A 20794-nucleotide genomic window follows, 5' to 3' on the forward strand; every position below is an offset into this window, starting at 1 on the left:
AGCCCGTCTCGCTTTTCGGCTTCGGGGCCAATCGAGTGTCGCTCACGCGGCTCTCTTGAATTTCAACAGAGGGCAGACCTAGAAGCAAACTTCTTCGTCGCCAGCGGCGCACCGCCCTCGTTCGTGGGCCGTATATAGTCGGACCTCCCTCGACGCGTCAACACCGATTTCGAACTTTTTTGAATTTTTTGCGACGAATTTTTCGAACCGCTTTTTCGATAGCCGACTGCCCTTGCGGCAGCCCCCAGGTTATCCGCAACGAAGCCCTATTGCCGCCGCATTGGGGCGTGAAACCGGCCCGTATAAGGAAGGCGCGCGCGTACATGCGAGGCGCGCCGACGACGGATGACAGGGCGCCCTGCGCAAGGGGGCGCATGATTGGGGATATCGGCCCCGGCCTGCCGCTTCGTTGACTTCAACCGCCGTGACAGGCAATTGTCATGGCCACAACGACAACGACAAGCCGTTTCGCCTGGGGAAGAAGCAGCCTTTCTGGATGCAAGACACCGAAGAGGTCATAGCCGAACTCGGCAACGAGCCGCCGCTGATCGCGGACGGCCGCAGCGGTCCGCCCGACCGCCGCGAGGTCTCGGCGCGCTGGCTGTCAGGCACCTTCCTCACCGGCGTGACATCGAGCGTGTTGATGGGCGTGGCGTTGTTCGCCGCCCTTGACGGGCGCCAGCAATTGGCGACCCCGCCGGAAATCGCCGAGCTCATCGGTCTTGCCAGCGGCGGCGATGACTCCGGCGAGCAGGCAAAGACCACAAGGCTGGTGGCACCCCGACAGATCGCCCGGGCGAAGGACCGGCGGCGCATGGAAGTGTCGATGGTCACCAAGGTCGGCGACCGTGACGTTATCCACACCATGCCCTTCGTGCAGATCAAGATGGCCCTGGCCGCCGGCCACACCACCAGCCGCCCCTACCCGCCGTTCGACCCGATGCAGGTGTTCGGCGACGACGGCGACGACAACGCACAACCGGCAACGGCCACCGCGGTCGCCGGACAGATCTACGGCGCCAAGGTCGAAAGCGAGATGAGCCTGAAGACGGTCGATTTCCCGATCGAGACGGCCTCCTTCGACGAAAAAAGCGATCTCTCCGCCGACGAGGTCGAAAAGGTGGTGCGGGACGCCGGCACCGGCTTGAGCGACGGCGCCGTCCAGGTGGCAGCGCTGCACTATATCGACCCGCAGCGGTTCGGCGATGCCTTCGCCGAATCGATGGCCGGCTCCTACGACGTGAAGATCACGCAGGAAAACGTCTCGGTGGCGCCGCGTGCCACGCCGGATGACCAGACGCCTGCCTTCGCCGAGGAAATCATTCCCTTCACCAAGGATACCGATATCGCCGAGGCCTATGCCGATTCGGGCTATACCGGCGACGACGCCACCGGCATGGCGGAGGCGATCGCCAAGCTTTTGAACGCCCCGGCGCTAAAGGCCGGAACGGTGCTGCGCGTTGGCCTCGAGGTGCGCGGCGACATCGCCAAGGTCGTGCGCACCAGCGTCTACGACAAGACCACGCACATCGTCACCATAGCGCTCGACGACCGTGGCCAGTATGTGCCGGCGCAGGAGCCGGAGCCCAATCCCGAGCTTTTGACGGCGTTCGATGATTCGCAGCCCGTCGTGGTGCGTGGCAATCTGCCCAATGTCTATGACGGCATCTACCGCACCGCCTATTCCTACGGCATGTCGAAAGCGATGACGCAGAAGCTGATCAAGCTGCTCGCTTCCGACGTGGATTTCCAGTCGCGGCTCTCGCCTTCCGACCGCCTCGAAGTGCTGTTCTCCCAACCCGACGGCGACGACCAGGCCTCCGACGGCTCCGAGCTTCTCTACGTCTCGTCGACCTTCGGCGGACAAACACGCAACTTCTATCGCTTCCAGATGCAGGACGGCAGCGTCGACTATTTCGACGAGAACGGCAGCAGCGCCAAGCAGTTCCTGCTGCGCAATCCGCTGCCCAATGGGCGCTTCACCTCCGGCTTCGGCGCACGCCGGCATCCAATCCTTGGCTACGTCCGGATGCACACCGGCACCGACTGGGCAGCGCCGATCGGCACGCCGATCATCGCCGCGGGCAACGGCGTGGTGGAGAAGGCCGGCTGGGCCGGCGGCTACGGCAAGCAGATCATCATCCGCCACGCCAATGGTTACGAGACCTCCTACAATCACCAGAGCGCTTTCGCCAAAGGCATCGAGGAAGGCGTTCATGTCCGGCAGGGGCAGGTCATCGGCTATCTCGGCCAGACCGGCCTCTCTACCGGCCCGCACCTTCACTACGAACTGATCGTCAACGGCACCAAGGTCGATTCGATGCGCGTGCGCCTGCCGGTCGGCAAGGTTTTGAAGGGCGACGATCTCGTCGCCTTCAAGAAAGAGCGCGAGCGCATCGACGATCTTCTGAAGCAGGAAGACGGCAATGCGCTGAAGGTTGCCAGCGCCAAGACTGATTCGCAGCTTCCGAACTAATCTTGCTCATCGTTTGTCTTTTTGCGGCCAGGGCGATGCCTGTCCGGGAACCGTGAACCAGGCGGTGAGTGAAGACAGCCCGCAAAGCAGCGCCGTGACCGCCGCGACCGCGGCGAAAGCCGAATCGCTTGCCGCAATCCTGGCCGCTTCGATATTGGCGGCCAGCCCGGAGGCGGGCGGCTCGCCGAAACCGGGCACCCCGGCGGCATTGCCGATCATCCGCGCGTAAACCCAGGCCGCCAGCGAGCCCATCGCCGCCACCGCGATCAGGCCGCCGACGCGCGAGACCGCGTTGTTGATGCCGGATGCGGCCCCGGTATCCTTGTCCTCGACGGACGTCATGACCGCGGTCGACAGCGGCGACACGACTTGCGCCATGCCAAGCCCCATCAGCGCCATCAGCGGAAAGGTGCCGATCCAGAAATCGTGGATGCCGAAATGGGTAAGCAAGGCAAGGCCGGCGAAGGCAACGGCCACAACCATGCTGCCGCTGGCGATCGGGAAACGCGGACCGATGCGATCCGACCACTGGCCGACCGGTCCGGACAAAAGCGCGATCGACGCCGACAGCGGTACGAAGATGAAGCCGACCTCGGCCTCGCTCAGCCGCCAGCCGGCGATCAACAGCATCGGCAGGTAGAACAAATTGGCCGACAGGGCGAAATAAAGGAAAAACGTCGCCAGATTGGCGCCGGCAAAGGCCCTGATCCGGAACAGGCCGAGATCGATCATCGGGTCGCGCCGCCTGTGCTCGTAAAAGATGAAGACGACAAGCAGGACCACGCCGGCAACGATCGCCGGGCCCGACATCAACCCTGCGCCTTCGGCATTCAACGCCGTCAACCCGTAGGCGAGCAGGCCGAAAGCAAGCGTCGCCAGCGCCGCGCCGCCGAGGTCGAGGCTGCGTTTTTCGGTTGGCTTGTCGGCCGGCACCTTGGCCAGAAGCAGATAGATCGAGATCAGCCCAAGCGGCAGGTTGATGGCAAAGATCGCGCGCCAGACGCCATTGCCGAAAGTCGAGAGCACGAAGCCGCCCAGCACGGGACCGAGCGCCGTGGTCAGCGCCGAAGCGGCGGCCCAGATGCCGATCGCCCGGCCGCGCTCCTTCTTCGGATAGGCTTTGGCGATGATGGCCAGGCTGCCCGGCACCATGATCGCCGCACCAATGCCCTGGATGGCGCGGAAGGCGATCAATATAGCCGGATCGGGCGCCAGCGCGCAGGCGAGCGAAGCCGCGACGAACAGCGCGATCCCGGCCACGAAGGCGCGCCGCAGTCCAAACCGGTCGCCGGCAGCGCCCCCCACCAGGATGAGCGCCGACAGCGTCAACGCATAGGCGTTGGAAATCCACTGCGCTTGCGCCAGGCTGGCGCCGAGATCCGCGCGCAGCGCCGGCATGGCGATCGCCAGGATCGAACCGTCGATGAAGCCGAGCGCAGAGGCGAGGATCGCAGCGACCAGCACGAATTTTCGCTGGGTCTGAGGACAAAACGTGCCGTTCGCCCGCGCGGGCGAATGCGAATCGGCAGTGGTTTCATTCGCTGATGACATTGGATCCCTGCTTAGCCCCCTCGCACGGGCGCAACAACAAGCCAGAGCATCGCTGTTCTTGAAACCAGGTGACAGAGCATGATGCCGAAACGTGTGAAGCGGTTTTCGGACGACATCATGCTCTCTCTTTTTGATTCAGGGCCGGATGGCGAGGTGGGCTCAATCCTGATGCAAACCGCCACCGGCGTGCTAGGTTCCACGATCATGCGTGAGAGGGGGAAGCCATGAAGCGGCCGCTCGAACCGTCGGCGGAAGGACGCGGACGCATCGTCGGCGTGACCGACGGCGTTTTCGCCATCGCGCTGACCTTGATCGTGCTGGAGATCAGAGTGCCGTCGCATGAGGCGGTGCATTCGGAAGGCGAATTGCTCGCCGCGATCCTGGCGCTGGGGCCGCGATTCCTGACTTATGCGCTGAGCTTCCTCACGCTCACCATCTTCTGGTTCGGACAGCAGGCACAGCATGGCCTGATCGCGAAATCGGACCGGCGGCTCGCGACGCTCAACCTGTGCTTCCTTGCCTTTATCGCGCTGCTGCCCTTCTCAACCGACCTTCTCGCCGATTTCCTGGCATTCAGGGGCGCGGTAATGGTCTACTGGCTGAACCTGCTGATGCTGGGCGCCACGCTGTACGCAAGCTGGTGGTATGCCGACAGGAACGGCATGATCGCCGAGGATGTCGACGCGGAGACGCGCCGCACCGTCTACAAGCGGATCGTCAAGGCGCAGATCCTGTGGGCGGTCGGCGCGGCGCTTTGCCTGATCACGCCGCTGCTCAGCATAGGCTTCATCCTGCTGGTGCAGCTCATCTATGCCGCGGCGCCGCGCGCCTTACTGCTGCGTAAACTCATCGGTTGAGGTCCCGCCGACATCCGCGATTGTTGATCCGCCTACGAACTCCACCGTGACGCCCGGCGACACCAGCTTGGCAAGCTCGCGTGCATCCCAGTTGGTCAGGCGCACGCAGCCATGGCTCTCGGTTTTGCCAATCTTAGAAGGATCGGGCGTGCCGTGAATACCGTAGGTCGGCTTGTCGAGTGCGATCCAGACCGAACCGACCGGACCGTTCGGTCCCGGGGGGACGGTCAGGATCTTGTCGTTCTGGCCCTGCTTGAAATTGATGTTCGGATTGTAGGTGTAGTTCGGGTCGAGAGCGATGCGCGAGACGGCATGAATGCCGGTCGGCGACGGCGTGTCGGCCGAGCCGATGGTCGCGGGATAGGCCGCGACCAGCTTGCCGCTCCCATCATAGGCGTAGACTTCCTTCTTGGTCTTGTCGGCGATGATACGCGTTACCGGCGTCGAGACTAGCTTGCCGAAATTGGCGACCTTGATCATCGTGCCCGGGCGATTGAAGTCCACGCCCTTGTTGATCGATTTCAGATAGGTCTCGTCCATATGGAAGCGTTCGGCCAGCGCCTCGGTGACCGAGGTGTAGCACATGCAGTCGAGCTTGGCCTTCTGGCTGTAGTCCTCCGGTATCGAGGCGACGTAAGGGCCGGCCGCGTCTTCCGGTGTGATCGTGTAGGAGGCGAAGGCGTCGCCGCCCGACTGTGCAAGCGCCGCCTGGATGGCGACTGCATCGGTCGACTTCAGATTGGTACCGTTTATTTCGTTGTAGGCGGCAAGCGCCTTGTCGACGTTCGAGCCGAAGCGCCCGTCGATCACGCCCGGCGAGGCGCCGCCGCGATCGAGCAGCACCTGCAGCGCGGCAACGTCCTGGCGCACGCCGAGCGACAGCGACGGATCGACCGTGGCCTTGCCACCAGTGTTCGGCGGCAGCGACGGCTCGGCGTCCGGATTGGTTTGAAGCACTTCGCCCTGGCCCGGCTGCTCCGGGTCGATCGACGCTTCGTTCAGCGGCTGGCGCTTGATGGTGTCGGATTTCGGCGCCTCCGGATAAGTGGTGGCATAGCCTTCATCGTTGTTGGGCGCCGGCGGATAGGCATCGACGGAATTGTCGTCGTACTCATCGACCGGCGGCGGGATGACACGGCCGTTCTCTTCCAATTGCCGACGACGGAAGCGAGCCATGTCATCGGGATTGTCGAGATAATAGCGGTCGTCGTCTTCGGCCGGCGCGCGGCCGAGTTCCTGCATGCGCATCTGCCGGCGAAGCGCGCGGCGGTCGAGCCTGCTGCCCGGCGGCTGGATGGCGATGACCTTGCCGGTGTCGGCATCGACCAGCACCCGGTTACCCCTGGCGTCGTAGTAGATATCGATATTGCCGTCCTGGGCCAGCATCAGCGCGCCGCGCTCAGCCGGGCGCGCAGGCCGCGCACCATCCGCGCTCGGCATGGCGAACGCACTGGAAGACACCAGCCCGGCCGCGAGTGCCGAAAGGGAAAAGATCAAGCGCAGCATGGGGGTCAAGCTCTCCGGTCGACTCGGGCTTCTGGCGGGCGAACCTTCGTCAGCAAACCAGCTAGCCAAATTAAGATTCCAACATGAACCGGGCATGAAGATGGCGGGTTTCCGGTACCTTGAGGAATATGAGCTCATGCATGTTGCCCAAAAATACGCAGCGGTTCTGGGGGCCGACATGCGAAACAATAGCTAAAGCGCATCGACCACATCCGTTTCGGCGCGACGCGCCTTAGCCTGCGGCAAGCCCCAATTCCTTGCGTGCCTGTCTGGTCAGCTTGAGGACGACCAGGCGATGGCTCTCGCGCAGATAGTCCTCGAGCGCCGCATCATCCATGCTTTGGCTTGTCTGACGCTGGATCCATTTCATGCCACGCGAGGCGAGATAGGGCGCCGGTCGGCAGCCCGGCTGATCCTTCAGCACGTCATAGGCCATCTCGGAACATTTGAAGGTGACGAAGAGCTCACCGCCCTCGTTCCAGCCGCCGATGGCGAACACCTTGCCGCCGACCTTCCAGACATGGGCGCCGCCCCACTGAACGACATGCGTCGTGGCGGGCAATGAAGCGCAGAAGCCGTTGTAATCGTCGAGCTTCATCAAGTCCTTCGCGGTCATCCGAATCGGCAGCCGATTATGCGCAATCACTGCGAATAACAAAGCGCGCCGCACCATACGATGCGACGCGCTTCGCGTCATTCAAGCTCGCCCGAAATCAGGCGGCGGCTTCCGTCGCCACCACGGTCGGCTTCGAGCGGAAGTTCAACCGGTCGGAGCCGGCGGTGACCTTGACGGTCGAACCGTCGAGAATCTCGCCGAGCAGGATCTGCTCCGCCAGCGGATCCTGCAGCTCCTTCTGCATCACCCGCTTCAGCGGTCTGGCGCCATAGGCCGGATCGTAGCCCTTCGACGCCAGCCACTCGATCGCGTCATGATCCAGCGACAGCGTGATCTTGCGATCGGTAAGCAGGTTCTCCAGCCGCTTGAGCTGGATCTCGACGATGCGGTCCATATCCAGACGGCGCAGCCGGTGGAACAGGATCACCTCATCGACGCGGTTGAGGAACTCCGGCCGGAACGAGGCCTTCACCACGGCCATCACCTCGTCGCGCACGGCATCGACATCCTGGTCGTCGGCCAGGTTCACCAGATATTCGGCGCCGAGATTCGACGTCATGATGATCAGCGTGTTGCGGAAGTCGACCGTGCGGCCCTGACCATCGGTCAGCCGGCCGTCGTCGAGCACCTGCAGAAGCACGTTGAACACGTCCGGATGCGCCTTCTCGATCTCGTCGAACAGCACGACCTGATAGGGCCGGCGCCGCACCGCTTCTGTCAGCGCGCCGCCTTCCTCATAGCCGACATAGCCGGGAGGCGCGCCGATCAGCCGGGCGACGGAGTGCTTCTCCATGAACTCCGACATGTCGATGCGCACCAACGCGGTCTCGTCGTCGAACAGGAAGCTGGCCAGCGCCTTGGTGAGCTCGGTTTTGCCGACGCCGGTCGGTCCGAGGAACATGAACGAGCCGATCGGCCGGTTCGGATCCTGCAGTCCGGCGCGGGCGCGGCGCACGGCTTTGGACACCGCCTGCACGGCTTCGCCCTGGCCGACGACCCGCTTGCCGATCTCGTCTTCCATGCGCAAGAGCTTCTCGCGCTGCCCTTCCAGCATCTTGTCGACCGGAATGCCGGTCCAGCGCGACACGACATGCGCAACATGGTCGGGCGTGACCACCTCTTCCACCATGCCGGTCTTGCCGTCCTGCGCCTCGGCTTCCTTGAGCTTCTTCTCGAGCTCCGGGATCTTGCCATAGGCAAGCTCGCCGGCGCGCTGGAACTCGCCCTTGCGCTGCGCGATCGCCAGTTCGTTGCGCGTCTCGTCGAGCTGCTTCTTCAGGTCGGCGGCAAGACCAAGCTTCTGCTTTTCGGCCTGCCACTTGGTGGTCAGCTCGCTCGATTCCTCCTCGAGATCGGCGAGCTCCTTCTCCAGCCTGGCAAGCCGGTCCTTCGAGGCCTCGTCCTTCTCGACCTTCAGCGCCTCGCGCTCGATCTTGAGCTGCATGATGCGGCGGTCGATCTCGTCCAGCGCCTCAGGCTTGGAATCGACCTGCATGCGCAGCCTGGACGCCGCCTCGTCGACCAGGTCGATCGCCTTGTCCGGCAGAAAGCGGTCGGCGATGTAGCGGTTGGAAAGTGCGGCCGCCGACACAAGCGCGGAATCGGAGATGCGCACCTTGTGGTGCTGCTCGTACTTCTCCTTCAGGCCGCGCAGGATCGAAACCGTGTCTTCCACCGTCGGCTCGTCGACGAAGACGGGCTGGAAACGGCGGGCGAGCGCGGCATCCTTTTCGACATGCTTGCGGTATTCGTCGAGTGTGGTCGCGCCGACGCAGTGCAATTCGCCGCGCGCCAGCGCGGGCTTCAACAGGTTCGAGGCGTCCATCGCGCCGTCCGCCTTGCCGGCCCCGACCAGCGTGTGCAACTCGTCGATGAACAGGATGATGTTGCCGCTGGCCGAGGTTACCTCGTTGAGCACGGCCTTCAGCCGCTCCTCGAACTCGCCGCGATATTTGGCGCCGGCAATCAGCGCGCCCATGTCGAGCGCCATCAACTGCTTGTCCTTCAGCGATTCCGGCACGTCGCCATTGACGATGCGCAGCGCCAGGCCCTCGGCAATCGCCGTCTTGCCGACGCCCGGCTCGCCGATCAGCACGGGATTGTTCTTGGTGCGCCGCGACAGCACCTGGATGGTGCGGCGGATCTCGTCGTCGCGGCCGATGACCGGATCGAGCTTGCCGGCGCGGGCGTCGGCGGTGAGGTCGCGCGCGTATTTCTTCAGCGCGTCGTAGCCTTGCTCGGCGCTGGCCGAATCGGCGGTGCGGCCCTTGCGGATGTCGTTGATCGCCTGGTTGAGCGCCTGCGCGGTGACGCCCGCCTTGGACAGGATGTCGGCGGTCTTGGCCGACTTCTCCATGACAAGCGCCTGCAGCAGCCGCTCGACGGTGACGAAGCTGTCGCCGGCCTTCTTGGCCAGGTCCTCGGCGGTTGAGAACACCTTGGCGAGCGGCTGGGCGAGGTAAAGCTGGCCGTTGCCACCTTCGACCTTGGGCATCGCCTCGAGCGCCGTCTCGACGCCGAGCTTGACGTCGCGGACATTGCCGCCGGCGCGCTCGATCAAGGATGCGGCGAGGCCCTCGTCATCGTCGACGAGCACCTTCAGTATATGTTCGGGCGTAAATTGCTGGTGGTTGCGCGAGAGCGCCATGGTCTGCGCGGACTGGATGAAGCCGCGCACACGCTCCGAGTATTTTTCAAGATTCATTCGCTGTCTCCTTCCATCACCGGCCCACTTTGCGGCACCGGATCAGATTGCGGTGACGGACCCGCTCAAAAGAGCCGAGCCCTGTTCAGCCGAGATATGGTGTATGGGCCACGGTCCCTCAAGACGCCTTGATGTCGATCAATGCAGAATATTCCCAGGCGCGCATATACAAAAACGGCGGAGATTTCTCTCCGCCGTCAGCGATGCTTGAAATGGCGTCTGGATCAGTTGTTTGCGTCGGCAGCTACAGGCTCGCCGGCGGCTTCGTTGACAACAGGTGCCGGCTCGCTTGCGGCAGGCTCCCTCGCCTGGTTCGCCTCTTCGGCCGGCTTGGCGCCGACCTCGTCGCTATTGTTCGCCGCGTTGCGCGTTTCGCCTGAACTTTCAGGACCGGAACCTTCGGGGCTCGAGCCCTCCGGCTGGTCGCTCTGCCCGCCACCGACCTGGTCGGCATAGCTGCCGCGGGGACGCCGCGGACGCCGCGGACGGCGGCCGCCATTGTCCTGGGCGGCTTCGTTGAGCTCGGCCTGTGCGGCAAGGGCGGCCGGCGAGAAACTGTCGAACTGCGGCGCCTGCACGGCCTGTGAACCAGCCTCGCCGGTCGCCTCGGGCTGCGCCTGTCCCTCATTGCGGCGGTTCTGGTCGAACTGCTGGCCGCCCTGCTCGCCGCGCTGGGCGTTTTCGCCGCGCTGACCGTTCTGGCCATACTGGCCGCCGCCGTTGCGGCGGTCACGATGCCGGTCGCGGCCATTGTTGTCGCGCTGATTGTTGTCGCGACGGCTGTTGTTGTCGCGGCCGTTTTCCTGGTTGTAGGCGAGTTCCGCCGGCGTGCCTTCGATCACTGGCTGCGGGCCGGAGCCGCTCGCCGTGCCCGGCGCATCGGCGCCGTTGCCGCTGTTGTTGCCGATATTGTCGAACTCCTCGCGATCCTCGTCCATATCGTCGTCGAAGTCGTCGCGGTTCTGCTGAGTGTTCTGGATCGGCATCTGCGCCTGCGCGGCGGCAATGATGCGATTATAATGCTCGGCGTGCTGGAGGTAGTTCTCCGCCATAACCCGGTCGCCGGAGCTTTGCGCGTCACGGGCGAGTGTGGCGTATTTTTCGGCGATCTGCTGAGCCGATCCGCGGATCTTCACGTCCGGGCCGTTGCTCTCGTAGTTGCGGGTCAGGGGATTGGGCCCCTTGCGGTTGTTGTTGTTGCCACCGCCGCCATTGTTGTTGCGACCGCGCATGCGCCTGTTCTGCTGTTGTGGCCTCATTAGACTCTCTTCATAGTGAATTTTCGAAAAACTCTTCACGAACGGTGGCGCTCATGCAGCCAGCCGTTTCGTCTCTTCACCGGCGTTCGCCCGCATCAATTGCGTTGGCGCCACGTGCCATCCTGTCCCGGTTACATCACTTGCCGGATGATTCCCGCACGAAGCTTGGGCGTCGTTTGCGCAAGAAGGCAGCTATTTCCAAGGAAAACCGAATCGCTGGGAGCACTGCCTGCTTCGTCTCATCCGGTTGAGCCGGACCCTAACTGCATTCCCGGGTATTGCCAAGCGGTTTTTTCGCACTGCATCAGGGCTTTCAACGCTCGAACACCAGAACTCTGTCATTGCCGCCGAGATCGCGATGTGACCCGGTTAACACATAGCCGGCTGCCGCGAATGTCCCGGTGACCTCGTTTTTCTGCGTATGGCCGATCTCGACCGCTACCTTGCCTTGCGCTTGCAGAAATTCTGCCGCTTCAGCGGCAATGACCCGATAGGGGTCCAAACCGTCCGCACCGCCGTCCAGGGCCCGGTGCGGGTCGAAATCGCGGACCTCGTCCTGCAGATTTCCGATGTCTCGACTGGGTATATAGGGAGGGTTCGAGGCAATTACATGGTAGTGGCCCGAAACTTTTTCGAACCAGTTGGAATGCAAGGCTTTGAAGCGTTCGCCGAGCCCCAGGTCCCGGGCATTTCCAGCCGCAACCGCCAATGCGTCGAGCGAAATGTCGACGCCCGTCGCGGTGGCCGCCGGAACGGCGCTGAGCAGCGCCAGCGCGATGGCGCCGGTGCCCGTGCCTAGATCGAGAATGCGGCATTCGCCAAGCCTTTCGGCCGTTGCCCGCGCAAAGGGCAGGACGGCGTCGACCAGCGTCTCGGTATCCGGCCGGGGCTCCAGCGTCTCCGGCGAAAGCGAAAGGCGCAAACCGTAGAATTCGCGGTAGCCGAGGATGCGGTGCACCGGCTCGCCTGCGACGCGACGCCTCAGGGCCGCTTCGATGGCCGAAAGCGCCGCCGAACCAACCTCTTGTCCCGGTTCGGCGATGGCCTGGGTACGGGTCGTGCCCGAGAAATGCTCGACGATCAGCCGCGAATCGAGCGCTGGATCGTCGATGCCGGCTACAGCCAGACGCTCGCGCGCTGCCCTGAGCAGCGGTCCGAGCGCAGCGGGCAGTCGATCAGCCATCGAGGCTCATATCGGCAAGCAGCTTCGACTGATGATCGGCGATCAGCGCGCCGACGATCTCGTCCAACTCGCCCATCATCACCCGGTCGAGCTTGTAGAGCGTGAGGTTGATACGGTGGTCGGTGACACGGCCTTGCGGGAAATTGTAGGTGCGGATGCGCTCCGAGCGGTCGCCGGAGCCGACCTGCGATTTTCGCGATGACGAGCGCTCCTCATCCGCGCGGCTGCGCTCGAGATCGTAGAGTCTGGCCCTCAGGATCTGCATGGCGCGCGCCCGGTTCTGGTGCTGCGACTTTTCCGCCTGCACCACCATGATGCCGGTCGGCAAATGGGTGATGCGAACCGCCGAATCGGTGGTGTTGACGTGCTGGCCGCCCGAGCCGGAGGCCCGCATCGTGTCGATGCGGATGTCCTCCGCCCGGATTTCGATATCGACCTCCTCGGCCTCGGGCAGCACGGCGACGGTCGCGGCCGAGGTGTGGATGCGCCCGCCGGCCTCGGTTTCCGGCACGCGCTGTACGCGGTGCACGCCGGATTCGAACTTCAGATGCGCGAACACGCCCTTGCCCGATACCGCGGCGATGATTTCCTTGTAGCCGCCGACCTCGCCCTCGCTCGCCGATACCACCTCGAAGCGCCAGCCGCGCGAGGCGGCATAGCGCTCATACATGCGAAAGAGATCGCCGGCGAACAACGCCGCCTCGTCGCCGCCTGTGCCGGCGCGGATTTCGAGGATGGCGTTTCTTTCGTCGGCCGCATCCTTGGGCAGCAGCAGGATCTGGATGTCCTTCTGCAGCGCCTCGATGCGGCTCTCGACCTCCGGCAGGTCGGCCTCGGCCAGCGCGCGCATCTCGGCATCGGTCGCTTTGTCGGCAAGCATCGCCTCGAGGTCCGCCCGCTCCTGCTCGGCGGCGCGCAGCGCCCGGATCTTGCCCACCATGTCCTGGATGTCGGCATATTCCGAAGCCATCTTCACATAGGCGTCGGCGGCGGGTCCGGCCGACATCTGCGCCTCGAGCATGTCGAAACGCTTGACGACTTGATCCATACGGTCGCGGGGCAGGTTGATCATGATCTTCGAACTTCGATGGAATTCACGTCAGGGCGAGCCGAAAATGGGGAATCTCGAGAACCGGAGCGGAATGTACATTTAGGTACATGAGCACCGGAAGCGCAGAAAATCGCCATTTGCAGACCGCCCTCACATGAATCTAGAGCGGAATCGAGCGATCGTCTGCAAAGGCCTGTAGCAAGGCTCGCATCGGCAATTTCTGGCTGGGCGCCATTAGATTGTCGTCGAAAAAGGCCTTCAGTTCCTGCAGCGGCAGCTCGGTGAGCATCGCCTTGACCGGGCCGATCGATGCCGGCGACATGGAGATCGAGCGGAAGCCGAGACCGATCAGCGCCATGGCCGAGATCGGCTTGCCGGCCAACTCGCCGCAGAGCGTCACCGGGGTGTCGTTGCGCACGCCGGCATCGGCAATCGTCTTCAGCACCCGCAGAAACGGCGTCGACAGGTTGTCGAAGCGGTCGGCGAGCTGGGTGTTGCCGCGATCGACGGCCATGACGAACTGGAAGAGGTCGTTGGAGCCGACCGAAACGAAATCCACCGCCTTCATCAATTCGTCGAGCTGGAACAGCAGCGAGGGCACTTCCAGCATCGCGCCGAGCTTGAGGCTGGTGGGCAGGTGATGCGCAAAGCGTGACAAATGCCGGACCTCGCGGTCGATGATCTCGCGCGCCTGCGCGATTTCCGACAGCTCGGTGACCATCGGCAGCATCAGCTTCAGCTCGCGGCCGCCGCTGGCCTTCAGCAGCGCCCGTATCTGAGTCCTGAGCAGGCCGGGACGGTCGAGGGTGAGCCGGATCGCCCGCCAGCCCAGCGCCGGGTTCTCTTCCTGCACCGCGCCCTTGAAATAGGGCAGCACCTTGTCGCCGCCGATGTCGATGGTGCGGAAGGTGACCGGCTTGCCGCGCGCCGCCTCGAGCACGTCGCGGTAAAGCCGTTCCTGCGCCTCGGCGCGGGGAAAGGTCGAGGCGACCATGAACTGCAATTCGGTGCGGAACAGGCCGATGCCGGCGGCGCCCGATTCGGTCAGCTGCGGCAGGTCGACGGCAAGGCCCGCATTCATCAGCAGATCGACTGGAACGCCGTCCTTGGTCAGCGACGGCTTCTTGCGCAGCTCGCGATAGACCTCCTGCCGCCGCGCCCTGAAACGGACTTTTTCGGCATAGGCGGCTTCCAGGTCGGATTGCGGCCTGAGATGGATGGTGCCTTCCTCGCCGTCGACGATGATGGCGTCGCCGTTTTCCGCCATGGAAACGGCGCCCTTCATTTGTCCGGCGACGGGAATGCCCATGGCGCGCGCGACGATCACGACATGGCTGGTGGCGGCGCCATCCTCCAGCACAAGGCCGCGCAGTTTGTCGCGCGGATAGTCGAGCAGCTCGGCCGCGCCCATCGAGCGGGCGACGATGATGGCGTCCTTGGGCAGCGAGGCCGCGACATCTTCCGGACCGCGTCCCATCAGCTGGCGCAGCAACCGGTTTGCGAGGTCGTCGAAATCGCTCATCCGCTCGCGCAGATAGGGGTCTGTCATGTGCAGCATGCGGGCGCGCATGTCGCTCTGCACCTTCTCGACGGCGGCTTCCGCCGTCAGGCCGTTGCGGATCGCCTCTTCCAGCCGCCGCACCCAACCGCTGTCGTTGGCGAACATGCGATAGGCCTCAAGCACCTCGCGGTGCTCGCCCTCGAACGCGACCTCGCGCCGCTCCAGCATGTCGTCGATAGAGAGCCGGAGCGAGCCGAGTGAGGACTGCAGCCGGCGCACCTCCTCCTCGCTGTCCTCGTTGAAGAGGTTGGTGACGACGATGCGCGGCTCGTGCAGCACGACATGGCCGAGCCCGACGCCCTCATTGAAGGAAAGGCCGGTGAAGCTCACCGGGCGGCGCAGGTCGAGCTCCAGCCCCGGCTTGGTCAGGCGGGCGAGATCGCCGGTGGCGATCATCTCGGCGATCACCATCGCCGTCGTTTCCAGCGCCTCGACCTCGTCGTCGCGGTAATGGCGCATGGTCTTGTTCTGCACCACCAGCACGCCTAGCGTGCGCCCTGCCCGCAGCACCGGCACGCCGAGGAAGGAGTTGTATATCTCTTCGCCCGTCTCCGGCAGGTAGGCGAAAGCCGGATGCTCCTGCGCATTGGATAGATTGAGCGGTCGCGCGCTGGCGGCGATCGTGCCGACCAGGCCCTGCCCGAGCCGCAGCTGCGCCAGATGGACGGCGTTGGGGTTCAAACCTTCGGTGGCGTAGAGCTCGAGCACCGAATCCGCGCGTAGCACATAGAGCGAGCAGACTTCGGCGACCATGTTGGAGGCGATGTCGCGCACGATGCGGTCGAGCCGCTCCTGCGGCTCCAGCGGCTCCTGCATGAGCTCGCGAAGCCGTTTGAGCAGAACGCGCGGGCCACTGGCCGTATCACGCATCGCGGCTTGTTCTCCAATGGGCATTTCGCCCGCCGCAGTTTCTCCCGCGGCCGGCGTTCACGCAACAACTGACTCAGTTCTTGCTATTGCTTATCGAGCCCGTAGACGGAATGCAAAGTACGAACTGCAAGTTCCGTATAGGGACCGTCGATCAGTATCGAGATTTTGATCTCGGAAGTGGTGATGGCGCGGATGTTGATCGCCTTGTCGGCCAGCGCCTTGAAGGCGGTGGCGGCGACGCCGGCGTGGCTGCGCATGCCGATGCCGATGACCGAGACCTTCGACATGCCGGCTTCCGACTGGACGACATCGTAGCCGACATCGGGTTTCAGCCTCTCCAGCACGGCAAGCGCCTTGTCGACGTCGCCGGACGGCACGGTGAAGGTCATATCGGTGAACTTGCCGTCCTCGGAGATGTTCTGGACGATCATGTCGACATTGATGTTGGCTTCGGCCAGCGGGCCGAAGATGCCGGCGGCAACGCCTGGACGGTCGCCGACGCGGCGCAGCGAGATCTGCGCTTCGTCCTTGGCGTAGGCAATTCCGGTGACGACCTGCTGTTCCACGATCTCTTCCTCGTCGCAAATAAGCGTTCCGGGCGGATTGAGCAAATCCCCCATTCCGGGCGCGTCGGGATCGTCGAAGGACGACCGCACGAAGGTACGCACCCTGTGTACCATGGCAAGCTCGACCGAGCGTACCTGCAGCACCTTGGCGCCAAGCGAAGCCATTTCGAGCATTTCCTCGAACGAAATCTTGGCCAGCCGACGGGCTTTCGGCTCGATACGAGGGTCGGTCGTGTAGACGCCGTCGACATCGGTATAGATGTCGCAACGGTCGGCCTTGACCGCCGCCGCGATCGCCACGGCGCTGGTGTCGGAGCCGCCGCGGCCGAGCGTCGATATGCGGTTGTCCGGGCCGATGCCCTGGAAACCAGCGATGACGGCCACCTGGCCCTCGCCGAAGCGCTTGATCAGGAAGGCGCCGTCGATATCGAGGATGCGTGCCGCGCCATGCGCGTTGTCGGTCTTGATCGGGATCTGCCAGCCCTGCCAGGACCGTGCATGGATGCCCATGTTCTGCAGCGTGATCGCCAGGAGACCGGCCGTGACCTGCTCGCCCGACGCGACAACGGCGTCATATTCGCGCGCGTCGTGCATGGGGGAAGCTTCGCGGGTCCAGCCGACCAGCTCGTTGGTCTTGCCGGCCATCGCCGAGACCACCACGGCAACCTCGTGGCCGGCATCGACCTCGCGTTTGACATGGCGCGCCACGTTGCGGATGCGGGCGATGTCGGCGACCGAGGTTCCGCCGAATTTCATCACGATACGCGCCATGGAAGCGAAATGCCTTTGACTGAAGCCGGCTCGAGCCCGGAACGAGAGGAAACGCCGGGTAAGCCCGGCGCCGGAATGCGCGGCCTCCTTAGCCAAAACAGCAACGCTTCGCAAGCGAGCGCGGCCAAGAGCGGCCCGGCACCGTCTATCCTGACAGAATCTTGTCGCCGAACATGCCATAAGACCGACGAAACGGCCCGTTGGGAGATTGTCATGACCGAAACCCTGGAAATCGTCACCTTCCGCCTCAAGTCCGGCGCCGAAGCCGGCTTTGTCGCCAGCAACGGCGTCATCACTGACTGGCTCGCCCGGCAGCCAGGCTTCCTCAGCCGGCATCTCGGCCGGCGCGAGGACGGAAGCTGGGTGGATGTGGTGCGCTGGCAGAGCATGGAACAGGCCCAGGCGGCGGCCGACCGCATCATGGCCGAGATCGGCGGCAGCGAAGCCGTGCAGGCGATCGAGCCGACCAGCGTCGCCATGAACCACGCAACGATCGCGCTGTCGCGTTGATCACGACATTGCCGGTCGCGCGCTCGCGGCTCAGGTAGCGCTTCGCCACAGACCGGGATAGTCGAGAACGAAACCGGCCGGCGAGACCGTCAGGACAGCATCGTAGCCGTACACGGGTGCGGCATAAGCATAGCGGCTGTCGTCGAGCCGCCGGTAGGTCTGTTCGAGGCGCGAGAGCCTGAGTTCAGGAAAGGCCAGATAGGCGGCCGGCGCCGGCGCCGCCATGCCGGCGCCAAGCTCGAGCCGACGGATCGCCAGAAGGTTGGTGGCAGGCGTGAAGCCGAGATCGACGTCGACGAGGCCGGCAACCTCCGCCTGGCTTGCGCCGTTCAGCAGCCACTGGCCGTCGGCAAGACGTTCAATCTGATAATGCATCTCCCGCATGCCGCAAAAGCCGTCGACCCGCGCCCTGCGGGTACGCCAGATCAGGTCGCAATCCACCTCATAGGCAAGGCCACACGGACCGGCGTCGTGGACGAAAAGCGCATGGCCTTTGAGGGTCCGGCCATCTTCCGTCTCGCCAAGCAGGCAAGCGTCGTGCCCCTCCAGGTCGAGCCGTTGCCAAAGGATCGAAGCCAGAATTCGCATTTTCGCACACTCCCGTCTCGGTCTCGCTCCCTGTCCATGACAGCTTTTCGTTCGCCCATCCGATTTGTTTCGGCAGCGCGGCAACCAAGCTGCCAGGCGCTGACAGAACGCGGCCTGATCCATCGACATGGTTGGGCTTGCCGGCGCCCTGATGCCAGCGGCAAAAAACCCGCCTTGACATTCCCTCCCCCGCGCCCGACTTCCTAGCGTTCCCCGACTTCTTGGCGTTCGAGGAGACCCGCCGATGCCAGAGCCCCGCCGATCGACCATCGATGCCGGAGAAGTGGAACGCTTCTCCGCCCTTGCCGCCGAATGGTGGAACCCGAATGGCAAGTTCCGTCCGCTGCACAAGTTCAATCCGGTGCGGCTTGCCTATATCCGCGATCAGGTTGCGGCCCGTTTCGGCCGCGATCCGCGCGCGGCGCGGCCTTTCGATGGCCTGCGCTTCCTCGATATCGGCTGCGGCGGCGGTTTGCTGTGCGAGCCTATGGCCAGGCTTGGCGCCGAAGTGGTCGGCGCCGATGCTTCCGCAACCAACATCGAAGTGGCGAAGCTGCACGCGGCGGAAGCCGGCGTCAGCGTCGACTACCGCGCCACCACGGCCGAGGCGCTGGCCGATGCCGGCGAGACCTTCGACGTCATCCTGAACATGGAAGTGGTCGAGCATGTCGCCGATGTCGAGCTGTTCGTGGCCAAATGCGGCCAGATGGTCCGCCCCGGCGGCATCATGTTCGTCGCCACCATCAACCGCACGCTGAAGGCGCTCGGCCTTGCCATCATCGGCGCCGAATATCTGCTGCGCTGGCTGCCGCGCGGCACGCATCAGTTCGGCAAGCTGGTCCGCCCGGAGGAGCTGGCGAAGGCGCTGGGCGCCGCCGGGCTCACGGTGATCGACCGCACCGGCGTCATCTATCATCCGCTGGCCGACCGCTGGCAGAAGTCCAGGGACATGGACGTCAATTACATGGTGTTGGCGGAGAAAGCTTCGGTCTGATCGGCAGCAAGCCGGACCGCCCGCCTCACGCCTCCAGTGGCCGGCGGCAACGAGAACTAGAGCGTTTCACCGTTTCACGGAAACGGCGAACCGCTCTATCTCTTTGTTTGACGCAATTCCGGACGGAAAACCGCTCACACTTTTCCTGGAATTGCTCTAGCTGCGGGACGCCGCCGGCTCGACCCGGACCGGCGCCGGCGCGCCGGTCTGGCTTTGCGCCTTGGTCGTGATGAAGACGCCGACGGTGATGATGGCGGCGCCCAGCCAGGTCAGAAGCTGGTAGTGCTCGCCGAGGAAGATCGTGCCGGCGAACAGGCCGACGGCCGCCGCCACATAGCCGATCTGGCTCAGATAGACCGGCCCGCCGACCGCCTGCAGGCGGAAGAAGAAGGCGAACATCGCCGAGGCCGACGCTACCTGGCCGACGACCACGAGCGGCACGCCGCCGAGCGGAATGAAGGCTTGCCCGCCCAGAACCGTCAAAATGCCGATGAGGAGCAGCGTGGCCGAGGCCAGGTGGCTGCCGACCGCAAGTTCGATCGGGCCGGTGCCTTGCGGCCAGTCGACGGTGCGGTAGATGTTGCCGGCGGCAAGGCTGACCGGGATGAGCAGCCCAATCGCCACCCAGAAATAGTCGGCCGGCTGCCCTGCCTCGCCGCGCGTCAGCGCGACCATCGCCGCGCCGACAAAGCCGACGGCGATGCCGATGACCCCGAGCAGATTGGGGCGCCTGACACCGAGCACGATCGAGAACACCAGCGTGATCACCGGCGACAGGGTGAACATGATGCCGGTGTAGCCGGCGCCGAGATGCGGGATGGCCGAGAACATCAAAAGATTGGGAATGGCGTAGGAAATCGCTGCGGTGACGACGAAATAGCGCAGCTTGTGCGGGGTCAGCCGGATGCGCTCGCCGCCCAGCAGAAGCGCCAGAAACAGCACGCCGCCTGCGCCCAGCGAGATGACGAAGGCCCAGACCACGGCCGGCACCCCGGCGGCGGTGGCGAGCTTGCCGAACGGCAGCGTCATGCCCAGCAGGCCGCCCGTCACGACCAAAAGCCAAATCGCTGAATCCCAGAGAAGTCTCATTGCTTCGTCCTGTCGATGCGAGACCGCTTGGCGGCCAGTTCATGTTGCAGTAAGATAATGCCAAGATTCTTTATGTCAAGATACTTTATGGTGAGCAACATGGATCGAGCAGGCAAAGCCATGGAACAGTGGCGACGGGAGCGACCGGACCTCGACGTGTCGCCGATGGGCGTCATCGGGCGGCTGAACGAGGTCTCGGCGCTCATCGCGCGCGACCGCCTGGCGCCGGTCTTCGCCCGCTTCGGGCTGCAGTCCGGCGAATTCGATGTGCTGGCGACATTGCGCCGTTCCGGCGCGCCCTACGCGCTGACGCCGACGGAGCTTTACGAGGCGACGATGGTGACCTCGGGCGCCATGACCGCACGCCTCGACCGGCTGGAGAAGGCCGGCCTAATCCAGCGCGCGCCGCATCCCAACGACCGGCGCGGTGTGGTGGTGCAATTGACCGGGAAAGGGCTCGAGCTCATCAACGAAGCGCTTGCCGCCCACGTCGCCAACGAGCACGAAATCCTCGCCGGCCTGACACGCGAGGACCGGGACATGCTGGCGAAACTGCTGGAAAAATTGATCGGAAGCTTGGGCCAAACCTCTGCCTAGCGTATGCCTCCTGCTTTCCACCTTCGTGAACTTGCGCCAAGGTGT

17 protein-coding genes are annotated in these 20794 nt (G+C 64.2%); 6 read left to right on the forward strand and 11 right to left on the reverse strand.

Going from position 1 to position 20794, the window contains the following annotated elements:
* The first annotated feature begins 496 nt into the window (after positions 1-496).
* A complete protein-coding gene (locus LB520_RS28805; RefSeq protein WP_181174965.1) occupies positions 497-2476 on the forward strand; it encodes a M23 family metallopeptidase in 1980 nt (659 codons plus the stop codon).
* A gap of 6 nt (positions 2477-2482) precedes the next feature.
* Here LB520_RS28805 and LB520_RS28810 read toward each other — a convergent pair whose 3' ends face one another.
* The gene (locus tag LB520_RS28810; protein ID WP_224640191.1) at positions 2483-4027 is read right to left on the reverse strand and encodes an MFS transporter; all 1545 of its coding nucleotides are present in this window, start codon (positions 4025-4027) and stop codon (positions 2483-2485) included.
* Between the two features lie 78 nt (positions 4028-4105).
* Between LB520_RS28810 and LB520_RS28815 the strand changes: the two genes are divergently transcribed.
* The gene (locus tag LB520_RS28815) at positions 4106-4255 is read left to right on the forward strand and encodes a hypothetical protein (protein WP_224640192.1); all 150 of its coding nucleotides are present in this window, start codon (positions 4106-4108) and stop codon (positions 4253-4255) included.
* A complete protein-coding gene (locus tag LB520_RS28820; RefSeq protein ID WP_224640193.1) occupies positions 4252-4884 on the forward strand; it encodes a TMEM175 family protein in 633 nt (210 codons plus the stop codon). Before LB520_RS28815 ends, LB520_RS28820 begins: the two co-directional genes overlap by 4 nt.
* Here the strand turns inward: LB520_RS28820 and LB520_RS28825 are convergent.
* The 8 genes from LB520_RS28825 to LB520_RS28860 all read right to left on the reverse strand — a co-directional run bounded on the left by LB520_RS28825 (position 4858) and on the right by LB520_RS28860 (position 16971).
* Positions 4858-6390 (reverse strand): L,D-transpeptidase family protein, encoded by a 1533-nt coding sequence (locus tag LB520_RS28825; protein ID WP_224640194.1) that lies wholly within the window; start codon positions 6388-6390, stop codon positions 4858-4860. The genes LB520_RS28820 and LB520_RS28825 overlap by 27 nt on opposite strands.
* A gap of 232 nt (positions 6391-6622) precedes the next feature.
* Complete coding sequence (locus tag LB520_RS28830) at positions 6623-6988, reverse strand: MmcQ/YjbR family DNA-binding protein (protein ID WP_140543607.1); 366 nt, start codon at positions 6986-6988, stop codon at positions 6623-6625.
* Positions 6989-7103: 115 nt separating this feature from the next.
* A complete protein-coding gene (clpB, locus tag LB520_RS28835; protein ID WP_224640195.1) occupies positions 7104-9710 on the reverse strand; it encodes an ATP-dependent chaperone ClpB in 2607 nt (868 codons plus the stop codon).
* Between the two features lie 224 nt (positions 9711-9934).
* The gene (locus LB520_RS28840) at positions 9935-10969 is read right to left on the reverse strand and encodes a DUF4167 domain-containing protein (RefSeq protein WP_224609574.1); all 1035 of its coding nucleotides are present in this window, start codon (positions 10967-10969) and stop codon (positions 9935-9937) included.
* 313 nt (positions 10970-11282) lie between these two features.
* Positions 11283-12152: a peptide chain release factor N(5)-glutamine methyltransferase gene (prmC, locus tag LB520_RS28845; protein ID WP_224640196.1), complete on the reverse strand. Its 870-nt coding sequence runs from the start codon at positions 12150-12152 to the stop codon at positions 11283-11285.
* A complete protein-coding gene (gene prfA / locus LB520_RS28850; RefSeq protein WP_224640197.1) occupies positions 12145-13224 on the reverse strand; it encodes a peptide chain release factor 1 in 1080 nt (359 codons plus the stop codon). The genes prmC and prfA overlap by 8 nt, the downstream gene beginning before the upstream one ends.
* Positions 13225-13363: 139 nt before the next feature.
* Complete coding sequence (gene ptsP, locus LB520_RS28855) at positions 13364-15634, reverse strand: phosphoenolpyruvate--protein phosphotransferase (protein WP_140632771.1); 2271 nt, start codon at positions 15632-15634, stop codon at positions 13364-13366.
* An 83-nt stretch (positions 15635-15717) separates the two neighbouring features.
* Positions 15718-16971: an aspartate kinase gene (locus tag LB520_RS28860; protein WP_140847379.1), complete on the reverse strand. Its 1254-nt coding sequence runs from the start codon at positions 16969-16971 to the stop codon at positions 15718-15720.
* A gap of 213 nt (positions 16972-17184) precedes the next feature.
* On the opposite strand from LB520_RS28860, the gene LB520_RS28865 reads away from it, so the two are divergent.
* Complete coding sequence (locus LB520_RS28865; RefSeq protein WP_224609564.1) at positions 17185-17481, forward strand: antibiotic biosynthesis monooxygenase family protein; 297 nt, start codon at positions 17185-17187, stop codon at positions 17479-17481.
* Between the two features lie 30 nt (positions 17482-17511).
* On the opposite strand, the gene LB520_RS28870 is transcribed toward LB520_RS28865, so the two are convergent.
* On the reverse strand, positions 17512-18069 hold the full coding sequence (locus tag LB520_RS28870; protein WP_224640198.1) for a putative glycolipid-binding domain-containing protein: 558 nt from the start codon (positions 18067-18069) through the stop codon (positions 17512-17514).
* Between the two features lie 244 nt (positions 18070-18313).
* Here LB520_RS28870 and ubiG point away from each other — a divergent pair, with 244 nt between their 5' ends.
* A complete protein-coding gene (ubiG, locus tag LB520_RS28875; RefSeq protein ID WP_224630104.1) occupies positions 18314-19063 on the forward strand; it encodes a bifunctional 2-polyprenyl-6-hydroxyphenol methylase/3-demethylubiquinol 3-O-methyltransferase UbiG in 750 nt (249 codons plus the stop codon).
* 156 nt (positions 19064-19219) lie between these two features.
* Here the strand turns inward: ubiG and LB520_RS28880 are convergent, their stop codons facing one another.
* Complete coding sequence (locus LB520_RS28880; RefSeq protein WP_224640199.1) at positions 19220-20152, reverse strand: DMT family transporter; 933 nt, start codon at positions 20150-20152, stop codon at positions 19220-19222.
* Between the two features lie 99 nt (positions 20153-20251).
* On the opposite strand from LB520_RS28880, the gene LB520_RS28885 reads away from it, so the two are divergent.
* Positions 20252-20749 carry a MarR family winged helix-turn-helix transcriptional regulator gene (locus LB520_RS28885; protein WP_224546089.1) on the forward strand — a complete coding sequence of 166 codons (498 nt, stop codon included), beginning with the start codon at positions 20252-20254 and terminating at the stop codon, positions 20747-20749.
* Positions 20750-20794 lie beyond the last annotated feature (45 nt).

Source organism: Mesorhizobium sp. CA12 (assembly GCF_020165255.1).
Lineage (GTDB): Bacteria > Pseudomonadota > Alphaproteobacteria > Rhizobiales > Rhizobiaceae > Mesorhizobium.